Raw genomic sequence first — 15,041 nt, 5'->3', positions numbered from 1 at the left:
GAGATGCTGCGCGAAGTCGATGCGATGCGAGAGCATGTCGCCGAGTTCGCCGGTGGCGGCGAGCGCCTTGACCTGCCGCCAGCCGAGATTGCGCGTGCCCCAATCCTGCAACCGGCACGAGCGGTAGTGATAGGCGTGGCCGAGATCGCCTTGCGCGATGAGATGGCCGAGGTAACGCATCGCCGGCACGAAGCGGTAGGTGAACGCCGACATGTGGCGCACGCCCGCGGCATCGGCGGCTTCCGCCATGACCTGCGCCTCGGGGAGATTCATGGCGATGGGTTTCTCGCAAAGGACATGCTTGCCGGCGGCGATGGCCGCCTGGGCGATCGGCGCGTGCGAGACGTTCGGCGTGGCGATGATGACCGCGTGCACATCGTCCCGCTTCACGATCTCCTCGAAATGGATGGACGTGACGTTGATGCCGGTGTCGCGGCTGGCTTTTTCCAGCGTCGCGGCATTGGTGTCGCAGAGCGCGACGACGTGCGTGTCCGCGCAGAGCGCGAGGCCGGGAAGATGATTCTGCAGCGTGATTCCGCCGCAACCGATGATGGCAACGCCAATGGTATTCATGAAGGTGGGGCGGTGTTTGTCGCAACAGCGCGCCCGTGTCGCAAGCCGGAACCTTGCGGCAAAGCGCTACCGGGTGTGCTCGGGGAAGTCTTTGGCGTAGCGGGCGAGGAGCGCGTCGACGTTGGCGGGGACGAGGTAGATCTTGCCGCGAATCTGCTTGGTCTCGCCGGACTGGAGACCGCCGAGGCGGAAGTCGGAATGCAGGCAGCGGATGACCCCTTGGAAGAGTTCCTGATACGGCTCCCAGGCGGTGGCGTAGATCATCCGGTCGTCGCCGCTGAAGCAGCCGATGAGGCCGTTGCTCGGGACGAGCGGATTGAGCGGGCGCGGGTTGACGTCGGTGCGCGGGACGCTGGCGGGGCACCAGACCTGGCCGGGAATGTAACGGGCTTGCGTGGCCCATTGCGGCGTGGGCAGGCGCGTGAGTTTGCCGTCGAGAAAGAGGAAGCACTTGGGCAGGTAGTCCTCGGCCTTGCCGGCGGTCTTTTCGTCGTAGCCGGTGAACTTGCTCAAGCGCACGCAGGGCTGCGCCCAGTGCGCTTCGCTGCGGGTGGCGGTGGGATTGTGCGCGGTGAGGCGGAAGTCCACTTCGTCCGGGCCGGCGGTGATGGTGTGCTCGACAGTCACGCCGTCGGCGAGGGTGTCGCGAAGCTGGAGCACGCGGGCGTCGTCGCTGAGCGAGACGAGTTCGGAGGTGTGCTTGATGACGGTGTGCGTGACCCAATCGGCATCGGTCGAGCCGGCGCGGCAGTAGGCCTCGAGGTAGTTGATGCGCAACTCGCCGCCGGGGATTTGCGGGCCGCGGATGACGAGGTAGTTCCCTTCCCGCGCGAGGGTGAGCGAGGGCTCGGCGGCGGGGCAGACCAGGCAGACGAGAAAGAAGGACGCGAGGACTGTGAGGAGGGATTTCATGAGGGGATGCTGAAAAATAAATGGCAGAAAATGCCCACTAAAGCGCCATTTTCGGCAATGGAGCCAACTGGGCCCATGGAGCCAATGCAACCAACAGAGCCAATAGAGCCAACCGAGCCCATGGAGCCAATGGAGGCACCCGGTTACTGGTTCTTCTTTTTCTTCGTGCCGTCCCTGGCGCCGCCGATGTCGGGGTGGTTTTCGGTGGGGATGGACTTCGCCATCTCGGCTTTCTTCGCGGCGAACTCCGGCTTCAGCGCGAGGTTCGTCCATTCGTTGGGGTCCTTGGCGTCGTTGTAGAGTTCCTCGTCGCCGTTGGCGTAGCGGATGTAACGCCAGTCCTCCGTGCGGATGGTATGGTTGTTGAAGAGATAAGTCGTGAGCGCGGGCTGCTCCCACGCGGCTTTCGGATCGGTGAGCAGCGTGCGGATGCTCTTGCCCTGGACATGCGCGGGCGTGGGCAGACCGGCGAGATCGCAGAGCGTGGGGAAAACGGTCATGAAATCGACGGTGCGCTCGCAGCGGCTGCCGGGCTGCGTGACACCCGGCGCGACCCAGATGAGCGGCGAATGCGTCGCTTCCTCCCAGAGGGCGAATTTCCGCCAGTGCTGCTTTTCCCCGAGATGCCAGCCGTGGTCGCACCAGAAGACGACGATGGTGTTGTCCTTGTAAGCGCTCTTGTCGAAGGCCTCCAGCAGCCGCCCGATATTCATATCGGTGTAAGCGGTCGCCGCGAGATAGCCCTGGATGGCGTTCTTCCATTTACCGGTCTTGAGCATCTCGGCGTGATCGCCCTGCGGCTTGGCCATCTTGATGCCGGCGGGCGGGACGTCGTCGAGATCGCTCTCGGTGTAGGGCGGCAGCTCGATGTCCTTGAGCGGGAACATGTCGTAATACTTGCGCGGTACGTTCCAGGGCATGTGCGGCTTGTGCAGGCCGCAGGCGAGGAAGAAGGGCTTGTCATGCTTCTTGCCCAGCTCGGCGATGGCGTAATCGGTGATCTTGTAATCCGCCAGCTCGTCGTCGCGGCAATCGAGCGCCGCAAAACGAATCCCGCTGGTCCCTTCATTCTGCGCATCGGTCTCCGCCCCGCGCTTGCCCTCGCCTTGCAGATAATCGTCCCAATCGCTCCGGCGCGGATAGGACTCATGGTAAATCTTCCCCGCACCGCAGACGAAGTAGCCCGCCTGGCGAAAGACATGCGTGAGCGTCTGCTCCTCGGGAATGACGGTCCGCCAGTCGTTGTTGTTTTCATACACCCCGCTGGTGAACGGCCGCAGCCCGCTCATCAGCGCGGCGCGCGAAGGATTGCACACCGGCGCGGCGCAATAGCTATGGGTGAAGGCCACCCCGCGCGCCGCCAGCCGGTCGATATTGGGCGTCTTGGTCTGGGGATTCTTGCCGAGGTAGCCGACCCAGTCGCGGAGGTCGTCCACGGCGATGAAGAGGACATTCGGTTTGGCGGGCTCGGCGGCGAAGGAGGCACCAGCGACGAGAGCGAACAGGGAGAGCGCGAGGAGGGGGGCGGCTTTCATGGGTGGGATTGAAACCACCCGGCGCCGGTTTGGTTGCGCCAGGGCGCCCTCTTCCCGAGGGACATTTTCAATGCCCTGCGCGGGAAGGGGCGAACGGTTTGCATCGGTGCCTCCAAATTTTTTCTTTCCACTGCCAGAGTAAACGGGGCTCAAAAGGAGCGGGTGCGACATTTTTAAGACCAAAGTCAGACGCGGCCACGGATTGGAGGCCGCCGAATCAGGATCGCTGCTTTCTGACTCTTTGCACGTTTTCACGGTGTCAGGAATGGCACGGCCCAGGTTCGGCCCTCCACACTATGAACCACACCCGTTACTACACTGGTCGAAGCGCTACCAACGCGCCCGAGATTCTAACCAAGCGCCGGACGGCCTCCTGCGTCTTCCGCTCCCGGCTGACCCGGATGGGGCTTGCCCTGGCAGGAGCGCTGAGTCCGCTCCTGCACCACGCCGCGGCGCAAACCGTGGACTTGGGAGCGGCCGGACCTTTTGGCGTCCTGGCTGGCTCGGGGATTACCATCGCCGGTGCGGTGAATTCAACGACCATCAAGGGGGATATCGGGACCTTTCCCATCACGACGATCACCGGTCTCAGCAACGTGGTCCTGACCGGGGTGAACCACGGCGGCGACGCCGTGACGCAGAATGCCAAGGCGGCACTGCTCACCGCCTATAACTCGGCGGCGGCCCGCGTCCCAAACGTGGTGTATGCCCCGGCGACGAATCTCGGCGGCCTGACGCTGGTCTCCGGCGTGTACCGCAACCCAAGTTCCTTCGGCGTCACTGGAACCCTGACCCTGAACGCGGCCGGAAATCCGAATGCGGTCTGGATTTTCCAAACGGGATCCACCCTGACCACGGCCTCCTTTAGCAGAGTGGTGCTGGTGGGTGGCGCACAGGCGTGTCACGTGTTTTGGCAGGTCGGCAGTTCGGCCACGCTCGGCTCCTCCTCCCTCTTTAGTGGCACCATCCTGGCCCTGACCTCCATCACGCTGGACACGGGCGCGACGGTGGAGGGCCGGTTGCTGGCGCTGAATGGCACCGTGACCCTGGACACGAACAGTCTCACGGTCACTCAATGTGTCGATATGGGGATCGGCGGCACCGACGCCACGGGCGGACCGGCCGATCCGGGCGTAGCCGGTGTCATCCAGGTGGCCCTCGACGGCGGGTTGCTCACGCCCAACCAATCGGAGGTCGCCCGTGCGCTGATACGCTCCCTTGGCAGCGCACCGCAGAGTAAGGTATTGGATTTCCTGGGTGGGTTACGCTTCGTCGGCCTCCCGGACGCGTTCGACCAGATCGCCCCCGAGGAGCTGACCTCGATCTACAATCTGGGTTTTGCCCAGTTTGACACGGAGGTGTTCAGCCTGCAGCAGCGCCTGCAGGACATCCGAGCCGACGAGCCGGAGGCGCCTCGAGATCGGATCCCCGACGGCAAGAATTTCGAAGGCAAAGGCTTCGAGGGCAAGGGCCTGGCGAACGGCAAAGAGAGCTCGACCCCGTGGATGCCGCGTCGGGATCGCTGGGGCTTCTTCGTCACGGAGACCGGAGAGTTTGCCAGCATCGGCGACACCTCGAACGCGAATGGATTCAACAGCAAATCGGCGGGCACGACTTTGGGCATCGACCGGCGCCTCGGCGATCATGTGGTCCTCGGCCTGACGGTGGGCTATACGCGGACGGACAGCGACCTGGTAGACGGCGGCAAGTTGAAAGGCAGCGGCGGCAAGGCGGCGCTCTACGCGATGTATTTCCAGGGAGGTTTCTATACCGAGGGGCTGATCGGCGGCGGCTATGACAGCTACGACACGCGGCGCAGCGCCCTGGACGGGTCGGCCTACGGCAGCGCCGACGGCGAACAATTCGACGCCTACTGGGGGCTGGGTTACGGCGTGAAGATGGGCCCCGTGACCCTGACGCCGATGGGCTCGCTTCTCTACACCCGGGTGGGCATCAATAGCTTCGACGAGCGCGGCTCGTTACTGCCTCTGCACATCGACGCCCAACACGAAAGCTCCCTGCGCAGTTGTCTGGGCCTGCGCGCCGCCTATACGGCGAAAATCGGCCAGGCGCGGGTGACACCTTCGATGAGCGCCCAGTGGCAGCACGAATTCCTGGACAACGAATTCCCGCTCAGTGCGAGCTTTGAGCAGGGGTCGGACAGCCACTTCACCGTCTCCGGCCCAAAAGTCGGCCGCGACAGCGCCCTGCTCACCGCCGGGATCAACGTGGCCTGGAGCCGTTACGCCTGCTACCTCGCCTACCAGGCCGACCTCGGCGTGACGAATTACGAGAACCAGATGGTGCTCGCCGGCGTGCGCGTGACTTGGTAAGCGACGCCCCGCGGGACGCCTCGTCAGATCGCGTCAGATCGCGGCGACCGTAAGGTTGTGGGGCGCGTGTCACCGCGCGACGGATGGACATGCCCGTTTTGCGAGGGTCAGCCCGACGCGTGAGGACACGCGGCCTCACACCCAGGATCGCGCCGCGCAGGAAGCGGCTGCCAGTGGGTGGCCCTTATTCCTCTTGTAGTGGAAAACGCCACGATACGTAAAAATACGATTTTGAGCTAGTCAAAGTAAGTGTTAGTCGACAATGGTCGACACGCTTTCTTGAAAAATTCCTCTCTGGCGGTTGGCCGGAGTTTGCGTAGGCGGCCTGGCGGGGAGGGGCGGTTGCGCGGATTCCGCTGAGTCTCCACAGCGGCGCTTTCCTGGATTCACCGTTGCGGACCTTAACCCAAATCGGGCCTGCGGCGGTGCGGTGCCATCCCGATTTATTCACGTCTGTTCGTCGTTCCACCACCCATGAAAATCCGTCACCTGCTCCGTTCCCGCCGCCGCAAAAACGCTTTCATCCTCGCCGGTTCCATCACGGCGCTGGTCACTTACGGCAGCGCCCACGCGGCCAACCAGATCTGGAATGGCGGCTCGGTGGTCGATGCCGTCTGGTCCACGGTGGCCAACTGGGTCGGCGTGGCCGCGCCCGGCGCGACGGGCACCACCACCAATACCGATGTGGCGACCTTCAACGCGCCCATCGCCAACACCTGGGGCAGTTCGGCGGCCACTCCCATCGTGGTGGACTCCGGGCGGAACGTCGGGGGAATCAATATCGATAGCGCGGCGGGGAGTTACTTCATCGGCTCGACCGGCGGGAATACCCTGGCGGTGAGCAGCGGCGGCACGATCCAGATGCTCAATACGCTGGGCGCCAACGGCATCACGGTGACCGTCAATGCGCCGCTCCAGATCCAGGGAGCGAACGGCACCTACGCCCTGGCCAACAACAGCAGCACCGCGGCCGGGACGCTGAAATTTGGCGGCAGCATCTCCGGCGGCGCGGCGGGGGCGACGGTTCTGACCCTCGACGGCAGCAACACCAACGCCAACACGATCAGCGGCAGCATCGCCAACGGCTCCGCGACCACGCTGGGCCTGACCAAAAACGGTGTGGGCACGTGGTACCTCACGGGGTCGAACAGCTACAGCGGGGCGACCACCCTCAACCAGGGCATTCTCAATGCGAATTCCTCCTCGGCGCTCGGGAATGGCAGCGCGACCAATACGCTGATCTTCAACGGCGGCACCTTGCAGGCGGGCGGCTCCATTAGCTCGCCGAGCACACGCAGCGTCACCCTGACCAGCACCGGCATCATCGATACCAACGGGTTCAACGTCTCCATCGCCGGGGCGATTTCCGGCGCGGGCGGGCTGACGAAAAACGGCAGCGGCACCCTGACGTTGAGCGGCACCAATACCTATCTGGGCGTCACGACGCTCAATGCGGGGACGGTGAGCATCGGGGCCGACGGCAATATCGGCGGCGCCTCGAGCGCGATCACTTTCACGGGCGGCACCTTGCAGATCACCGGCACGACGTTGACCAACCTCACCGGCCACACACTGAACACGACCACCTTCAATGGCGGCCTGGACATCAATAGTTCGTCCAACATCTTCACGCTGAGCCAGTCTCTTTCCGGCGGCGGCGCGCTGACCAAACTCGGTGGCGGCACGCTGATCCTGAGCGGGACGAACAGCTATTCCGGCGGCACCACGGTGAGTTCCGGCACGCTGCAAGGCAACACGGCGAGCCTGCAAGGCAACATCACCAGCACCAACAGCAGCGTGACGCTGGTCTTCGACCAGGGGACGACGGGCACCTACGCCGGCGCGATTAGCGGGAACGGGACGCTGTCCAAGCAAAACGCGGGCGACCTGACGCTGAGCAGTGCCAACACCTTCAGCGGCACCACCCGCATCGTCGCGGGCACCTTGACGATCGGCACGCCGCTCGCCCTGCAAAGCAGCACCATCGACCTGAACACCGCCGATGCGGGCACGCTGGGCTTCGACTCCCAGACCAGCGCTACGCTGGGCAATCTTACCGGCACGCGGGATTTGTCCCTGCAGAATACCAGCGCCGCCGCCGTGGCGCTGAGCGTGGGTAATAATGGTGGCACCACTACCGCCTATTCGGGCAATCTCACCGGCAGCGGAAGCCTGAACAAAGTGGGCGGCGGGACGCTGACGCTCACCGGCACCAATACCTACAGCGGCGGCACGACCCTGACCAGCGGCACCTTGAGCATCTCCGCGGATGCCAATATCGGCGGGGCGTCGAGTGCGATCACGATGAGTGGCGGCCGACTGCAGATCACCGGCACGACGCTGAACAATTTGAATGGGCACACGCTGAATACCAGCAGCTTCAACGGGACCCTGGATATCAACAATGCCGCCAATACCTTCACCCTGACCCAGGCCGTCGCGGGAAGCTTCCTAATCAAACAGGGTGCCGGCACGATGATCCTGAACAGTACCGCGACTTACTCCAGCTACGTGGAAGTCGACGCGGGCATTTTGCGGTTGAGCGTAAACAACGCGTTGAATGGCAACGGATACATCAACTTCAACGGCGGCACGCTGGATCTAAACAATTTCAATGTTTCGGTGTCCAACCTCAACGGTAGTTCCGGGAGCATTACTCTGGGCGCGGGCACGTTGACCGTGGGGAACGCCACCTATTTCTCCTCGGCTACCTTTTCCGGCGCGATCAGTGGCGCGGGGTCGGTGATCAAGGGAACCAATCCCTACACCCAGGGTTTAAACGGGGCGAACGTTTACACCGGGGCGACGACGATTAACGGCGGCGCGTTGATGGCGGATAGCGGCGTGGGCCTGCCGACGGCCAGCAATCTGGTGCTCAACGGCGGCGTATTGCAAAACTATAGCGCCACGACCTTCACGCGCAGTCTCGGTACGGGCGCAGGCCAGGTGCAGTGGACCGGGAGCGGCGGCTTCTCGGCCCAAGGGAACAACCTGACCGTCCTGCTCAACAATTCCAACGCCACTCCGCTGGTCTGGGCCTCCACAGCCAGCTTCCTCGGCAGCGGACAGGCTTTGAATTTCGCCCAAGGCAACAGCGCCAATCGCCAGGTGGATTTCCAGAACGACCTCGACCTGAACGGGGCGGTGCGCACGATCTATGTCGAGAGCACCAGCACCGGGGCTTCCGCCCGGCTTTCCGGCATCCTTTCCGGCACCGGGGCCAGTGGGGTGAACAAAACGGGGTCTGGATTGTTGATCCTCAGCGGCATCAATACCTATGCTGGCGCCACGACCATTGCCCAAGGCGCCCTGCAGGCCAATTCCGGGGTGGGTCTTTCGGCGAATAGCAACCTGACCTTTTCTGATGCTGTCGGCTACGGCACAGGCGTCCTGCAGAGCGATGGCGTCTCACCCGTCAGCTTCACCCGCAGCATTGGCAGCGGCGCCGGGCAGGTGCAATGGACCAGCGGTGCCTACGGCGGCTTTTCCGCCAATGGCGCCAAAATGACGGTGCTGCTCAACAACAGCAATGCGACGCCGCTGACTTGGGGCAACACCGGTTTCAACCCCAACGTTTTGGTTTTTGGTTCGGTGACGGCCAATGCGCAGGTCGAATTCCAAAACAGCATCAATCTCAACGGCGCCGTCCGCGCTTTCTACGTCAATGCGGGCACCGGGGGCGATTCCGTCCTCCTTTCCGGGGTGCTTTCCGGCACGGGCTCCAGCGGCCTCTACAAAGGGAACAGCGGCTTGCTGATTCTCGGCAATACCAATACCTATTCCGGGCAAACGCAGATCGGCAGCGGCACCCTGCGCGCGGTCCTCAACACGGGGCTGCCGGCGGCCAGTAATCTGTATTTAGTAGGTGGCGTTTACGAGGCGAGTGCCGCCGCCCCGGTCTCGTTCACCCGCAATCTCGGCAGCGGAGCGAGCCAGGTGCTGTGGAACAGTGGCGGCTTTTCCGCCAATGGCGCGAAGCTCACCGTTCTGCTGAACAATTCCAACGCCACGCCGCTGGTCTGGGGTTCCACGGCCAGTTTCGTCTCCGGCAGTATGTCCTTCGGTTCCGCCACGGCCAATGCGCAGACGGAATTGCAAAACAGCATCAATTTGAATGGGTCGACTCGCACCGTCCAGGTCACGGCGGGCACCGGGGGCGACTCGGCCCTCCTTTCCGGCACGCTTTCCGGCAGCGGCGGCTTGAACAAATCCGGCACCGGCTTGTTGATTCTCAGCGGGACGAATACTTACACCGGCCAGACCGTGATCTCCGGCGGGTACTTGCAGGCCGGTATCGGCACCGGCCTGCCCACGGCCAGCAATCTCTTCTTCCAGTCCTACCCCACGGATGCGATTTTTGAATCCCTGGCCGCCTCGCCGGCCAGCTTTACGCGCAGCCTGGGCACCGGGGCGGGGCAGGTCCAATGGAATACCTTCGGGGGCGGCGGTTTTTCGGCCAACGGGGCGAAGCTGACCGTGTTGCTCAACAATTCCAACGCCACGCCGCTGGTCTGGGGCACCGGGAGCTTCGTTGGCAATAGCTACGACCTCGCTTTCGGCTCCCCCACCGCCAACGCCCAGGTGGAATTTCAGAATGACATCAATCTCGGTTTCTCCGGTTACCTCTCGACCGTCTCCGTGACGGCGGGCACGGGCGGCGATTCGGCGCTGCTCTCGGGGAGTCTTTCGAATGGATACCTCCAAAAAACCGGGACGGGGAAATTGATCCTCAGCGGGAACAACACTTACACCGGATATACCCTGCTCTCCGGCGGTACGCTGAGCGTGAGTTCCGCCGCGAATCTGGGAGCGAGCAACAATACTTTCTATTTCAACGGTGGCACCCTGGAAGTGACCGGCACCACTTTGACCAGCATGGATGGACACACCGTCGCCGCCAATTACAACAACAACACCGCGAACAGCATCAATACGGTGGACCCGGCGGAAGTCTTCCGCATCAGCAGTTCGATGAACGGCAGCGGCGTCTCCTTCACCAAACTCGGTGCGGGCACCCTGATCTTCGACGGCAGCAATTCCTACACCGGCGGCACGACGGTGACGACTGGCACCCTGCAAGGCACCACTTCCGGACTCCAGGGAGCCATCGTCAACAATGCCGCGGTGGTCTTCGACCAGACCACCACCGGCAACTACAACGGGGCGATGAGCGGCAGCGGTTCGCTGACCAAGCAAAACACCGGCACGGTGACCCTGACCAATACGAACAGCTACGGCGGGGGCACCGTCCTGAAAGGCGGCACCTTGAGCATCTCGACCGACGCCAATATCGGCGGCGCTGCCAGTGCGATTACTTTCAACGGCGGGATCCTACAGGTTACGGGAACGGCGGTGCCCAACCTCAACGCGCACGTCCTGAATAGTACGACGTTCACCGGCGGATTCGATATCAATAGCGCAGCGCATACGCTGACGCTGAATCAGGCTCTGTCGGGCAGTGGCACGATGAGCAAGCTGGGCGGAGGGAGCCTCGTGCTGGCTGGCGCGAACACCTACTCCGGCACCACCACGGTCAGCGCGGGAACGCTCAAGGCAGGCGTGGTTTCCGTCAGCAATGTCAGCGGCGCTTTTGGCAAGAACTCGGCGGTCACCATGGCGAACGTTTCCTCGGCAATTCTGGACATCGCTGGTTTCGACACTCAGATCGGCTCTCTCACCGGCGGCGGGACGATCGGGGGCAACGTCACGCTCGGGTCGGCGACCCTGTCGGTGGGTGGAAACAACACCAGCCCGGCACCTTATGCAGGCACTATCTCCGGCGCGGGCGGTGCCGTGACCAAGATCGGCAACGGCACGCAAACCTTCTCCGGCGCGAACACCTACACTGGCCCGACCAACGTCGCCGCCGGCACCTTGCAGATCTCGGGCAGCAACACCGGCAGCGCGCACTTCGTCGCCGGCGGCGCGACCCTCCTGCTCGACAACGGCTCACTTTCCCAAGCCGTGACCCTCGCCGCCGGCGGGAACCTCAACCTGGCCGCAGGAAGTTTTGGGGGCTTGCCCGGCGAATACTACAATCTCACAGCGAACCAGGCGAACTACAGTTCGCTCACCACGCTGAACAACCACTTCGCCGGCCAGACCGTCGCCCTGCGCGCGAACAGCTCGCTGGCGGGCGCGAACTTCGACTTCGGCACATCCGGCACTGGCTTCCCTGTGCCCTACAACAGCGGCGCCACTAACTTTGAAGTCCGCTGGACAGGACAATATATGGCCTCCACGAGCGGGACCTTCACTTTCTACACCGCCAGCGACGACGGCAGCATGCTCTTCATCGATGGAGCTCCCGTCGTGACGAACAACTTCTCCCAAGGCGTGACCGAACGTTCAGGGAGCATCAGCCTCACCGCAGGCCTCCACGACATCGTCATCGCTTACAACCAGGGCGCCGGCGGGTATGGCATGTATGCCAGCGTTCTCGCCCCCGGCGGCAGCAAGGTACTCCTCCCCAATAGCTCCCTTTTCTCGACGAAGAGCAATGCCATCGGCTCGCTCACCGGCGCCACCGGCAGCACCGTGACACTCGGGAGTTCCAGCACGCTCAGGACGGGATCGGACAATACTTCGGCGACCTTTGATGGGGTGATCACGGGCGACGCCACAGCCGCCTTCATCAAGGTCGGCTCCGGCACGCAGACGCTCTCCGGCACCAATACCTACACCGGTGCCACGACAGTGAGCCAGGGCACGCTGCTGGTGAGCGGCTCGATCTCCGGGAGCGCAACGACGGTGAGCGGCACGGGCAGCACGCTCGGCGGCACCGGCACCGTGGGCGCGGTGACCGTCAACTCGGGAGCCATCCTGCAAGGCGGCGACGGCACGGCGGCCACCGGGGCGCTGACTTCCGGCGGCAACGTCTCGTTGCTCGACGGCTCGATCATCAAACTCACGCTGGACGCGGGCGGGGCACACTCCAGCCTGGCGCGCACGGGCGGCTCGTGGAGCTTCGACAGCGACCAGGCGTTTACGATCAACTTCCTGTTCCCGGATTCGCTGATTTACAGCAACGTGATCACCGGGCTGAGCGGGGGCGAGAGCGGGCTGGGCACGATCAATACCTGGCACCTGACCAATCCCGGGATTACCGGCACATTCGCCTACGACAACACGAACCATGTGGTGAACCTCACGCTCTCCGCCGTGCCCGAGCCGGGGACGGCGGCGCTGCTGCTGGCGGGGCTGCCGCTGCTCGGCTGGCGGCGGCGGAGGCGGTAGCGTTGTGGGGCGCGTGTCCTCACGCGCCGGGATGGAGCAAGTTCACGGCGCAGGCCCGACGCGTGGGGACACGCGTGCTACACCTGCCAACACGTCGCGCTTAGCGTCGGGGACGACGAGGTGCGCGCTACTCTTGGCGCGCGGAGTTGATCTCTCGAAAGAGCCAGGCACGGGCGTAGGCCCAGTCGCGCTTGGCGGTCGGCGCGGAGATGCCGAGGACCTCGGCGGTTTCGTCGATGGTGAGGCCGACGAAGTAGCGCAGCTTGACCAACTCGGCCTTGCGCGGGTCGTGCGTGGCGAGGGCATCGAGGGCTTCGTGGATGGCGAGGAGTTCGTCGTCCTTCGCGGTGGGCGCGGCGATCTCGATGTCGTGGGCATCCACATGCTCGGCGCCAGCGCCATGCTTCGCGGCCAGTTTGCGGCGGGCGCGATCGATGAGGATGCGGCGCATGGCCTCGGCGGCAGCGCTGAAAAAGTGGGCGCGGTTTTCGAAGGGCTGATGGCCGAGGCAGAGCCACGCTTCGTGGACGAGGGCGGTGGGCTGGAGGGTGTGGCCGGGTTGCTCGCGGGCCATCTTCGCGCGGGCAAGCGAGCGCAGCTCCGCATAGACCTGCGTGAGCAACGCGCCGGCGGCGTCGGGCTCCCCGCGGTGCATGGCATCGAGGAGGAGCGTGAGATCGGCCATGGAGGAATTGGAGAGTGGAGAGTGGAGAGCCGCACGGCCTTGGAATCCGATCGCAGCGCCAGGACACGCCGATTCTCCACACTTCACGCTCGGCGATCAACTTTTCCTGTTCCCCGGTCACGCGGTATTCGAAGGGCCCGACTGATTTTAACCGCAGGGAGCGGCGGTCTGGGCGGGAAGGCGCGCCGGATCGCCGGGGCAGAAGGACTTCACGGCTTCTGGCTCGCCGCTTTCTCCTGCGCTTCCGCCGCGTCGATTTCGGCCAGCGTGGGGGCGCGCCAGCAGCGGAGTGCCTCGTCGTCGTTGCTGGTCAACAGGATCTGACCATCCGGTGAAAAACCCAGATAGGACGGCGCGTAGGTGCATTGGATGGAAGCGACCTCGCGGAACGCGGCCAGATTCCAAAACTTCATGGTGCGGTCGTCACTCCCGCTGACGAACGTCCGCCCGTCCGGCGAAAAAACCCCGATCACCACCCCGGCCTTGTGGCCGGTGAGGACGGCCAGCGGCTTTCCCGTCGCGGTCTCCCAGAGGCGGACGGTGCTGTCCCAACTCGTCGTGGCGATCGTTTTCTGATCGGGGGAAAACCGGATGGCGGTCACCCTGGAGGTGTGCCCCGTCATCGTCCGCACGACGCGACTCGCGGCAATGTCCCAGAGCACCCAGGTATTCTCCCCGCCGATCGCGAGCCACTGCCCGTCTGGCGAAAATTCCAGGCCCCCCCCGGAGAAGGGGCGGTTGACGTCGCCGATGCGACGACCGGTGCGGGTCTCGTAGATTTCGATGAGTTGATGCGCATCCGCCAGCGCAAGGAGGCCTCCATCCTGAGAAGTGGCGGAGAATTTCCAATGGGCCTCCCCGGCATCCAGGACGGTCGTGGAGAGCATGGCTCCCGAGAGGACATCCCAGCGGTGCAATGTTTTGCCGTCCTGACTGAGGGTCAAAAGCGTGGCTGCATCGCTGGAGAAGGCCACGGAATTTCCGGCATGGGGCAGCACCTTTCGCACGTTCCATTCGGCGGTCGCCGGATCCACGATTTGCACGTCCCCGCCCTTCATGCTGACCGCCGCCCAGCGGCTGTCGGGGGAAAACTTCGGATTTCCTACCCGGAGGTAATACTCCAGCGTCCGCCCCGGAACTAATTTCTGGACCGTGGGCGGATTCGGGTCCCAGAGCCGAATCGTCCCATCCTCACAGGCACTGGCCACCCGGGTGCCGTCGGACGAATAGCGCACGGCAGGAATTTCCCCGGTATGTCCGCGCAAGGACTGGACTTGCCGCCGTTCCGAGACATTCCAGATTTCCACTTGCTGAGTCTGCAGCCCGACCGCCAAGGAATGCCCGTCGGGCGAGAAGGACAGGGCTCGGGCGTAATCTCCCGTCGCCTCGCGCAAGATCGCGTGGCTGAAATCGCGGAGATCCCACAAGGTGACTTGACCATTCCGCGTTCCGATCGCGAGCAGGCTGCCATCCGGCGGGAAAGCCATGCCCAGCACCTGCCGAATGTCGGGCAGGACGTTCAGCTTTTTCCCGGATTCCACGTCCCAGAGGGTCACCGCGTGCGTGCCCGATTCATAACGGCCCCAGTTGGCGGTGGCAATCCTCTGGCCATCGGGGGAGAAGACGGCCCGGTCGCCCGAATGCGGGAGGACCCGCAGCTCCTGGCCGGATGTCGTATCCACGAGGTGAACCTCCCCGCCTGCTTGTCCCCACGTGTCCCCCCCCGTGCCGCTTTATAAGCTGGCGCGGCAAGGGAAGGTGGTCGAG

General features: G+C 63.9%; 7 protein-coding genes. 2 read left to right on the top strand and 5 right to left on the bottom strand.

Going from position 1 to position 15,041, the window contains the following annotated elements:
* From ABJF10_RS20585 to ABJF10_RS20575, 3 genes are all read right to left on the bottom strand, one after another.
* Window positions 1-573: Gfo/Idh/MocA family oxidoreductase (locus ABJF10_RS20585; RefSeq protein WP_348546489.1), on the bottom strand; the 573-nt coding region annotated here is incomplete at its 3' end.
* Window positions 574-639: 66 nt separating this feature from the next.
* Window positions 640-1,485 carry a hypothetical protein gene (locus ABJF10_RS20580; protein ID WP_348546488.1) on the bottom strand — a complete coding sequence of 282 codons (846 nt, stop codon included), beginning with the start codon at window positions 1,483-1,485 and terminating at the stop codon, window positions 640-642.
* 143 nt (window positions 1,486-1,628) lie between these two features.
* Window positions 1,629-3,020 carry a sulfatase gene (locus ABJF10_RS20575; RefSeq protein ID WP_348546487.1) on the bottom strand — a complete coding sequence of 464 codons (1,392 nt, stop codon included), beginning with the start codon at window positions 3,018-3,020 and terminating at the stop codon, window positions 1,629-1,631.
* Window positions 3,021-3,316: 296 nt separating this feature from the next.
* Between ABJF10_RS20575 and ABJF10_RS20570 the strand changes: the two genes are divergently transcribed.
* Both ABJF10_RS20570 and ABJF10_RS20565 read left to right on the top strand, forming a co-directional pair.
* Window positions 3,317-5,353, top strand: a complete 2,037-nt coding sequence (locus ABJF10_RS20570) for an ice-binding family protein (RefSeq protein ID WP_348546486.1) — start codon at window positions 3,317-3,319, stop codon at window positions 5,351-5,353.
* A gap of 474 nt (window positions 5,354-5,827) precedes the next feature.
* Complete coding sequence (locus tag ABJF10_RS20565) at window positions 5,828-12,589, top strand: autotransporter-associated beta strand repeat-containing protein (RefSeq protein ID WP_348546485.1); 6,762 nt, start codon at window positions 5,828-5,830, stop codon at window positions 12,587-12,589.
* Window positions 12,590-12,716: 127 nt separating this feature from the next.
* Here the strand turns inward: ABJF10_RS20565 and ABJF10_RS20560 are convergent, their stop codons facing one another.
* Together ABJF10_RS20560 and ABJF10_RS20555 are read right to left on the bottom strand one after the other, a co-directional pair.
* Entirely contained in the window at window positions 12,717-13,274 is a 558-nt protein-coding gene (locus ABJF10_RS20560) for a sigma-70 family RNA polymerase sigma factor (protein ID WP_348546484.1), read from the bottom strand.
* Window positions 13,275-13,483: 209 nt separating this feature from the next.
* Entirely contained in the window at window positions 13,484-14,956 is a 1,473-nt protein-coding gene (locus ABJF10_RS20555; protein ID WP_348546483.1) for a WD40 repeat domain-containing protein, read from the bottom strand.
* Window positions 14,957-15,041: the final 85 nt, after the last annotated feature.

It is taken from the genome of Chthoniobacter sp. (assembly GCF_040003245.1).
Taxonomy (GTDB): domain Bacteria; phylum Verrucomicrobiota; class Verrucomicrobiia; order Chthoniobacterales; family Chthoniobacteraceae; genus Chthoniobacter.
The sequence above is the reverse complement of the archived record's forward strand: the minus strand, read 5'-3'. Positions and strand labels throughout refer to the sequence as shown.

Bases quoted from the DNA above. Each gene is read 5' to 3' on its own strand.
- ABJF10_RS20580 (WP_348546488.1), bottom strand. From the start codon at position 1,485: ATGAAATCCCTCCTCACAGTCCTCGCGTCCTTCTTTCTCGTCTGCCTG.
- ABJF10_RS20560 (WP_348546484.1), bottom strand. From the start codon at position 13,274: ATGGCCGATCTCACGCTCCTCCTCGATGCCATGCACCGCGGGGAGCCC.
- ABJF10_RS20565 (WP_348546485.1), top strand. From the start codon at position 5,828: ATGAAAATCCGTCACCTGCTCCGTTCCCGCCGCCGCAAAAACGCTTTC.
- ABJF10_RS20575 (WP_348546487.1), bottom strand. From the start codon at position 3,020: ATGAAAGCCGCCCCCCTCCTCGCGCTCTCCCTGTTCGCTCTCGTCGCT.
- ABJF10_RS20570 (WP_348546486.1), top strand. From the start codon at position 3,317: ATGAACCACACCCGTTACTACACTGGTCGAAGCGCTACCAACGCGCCC.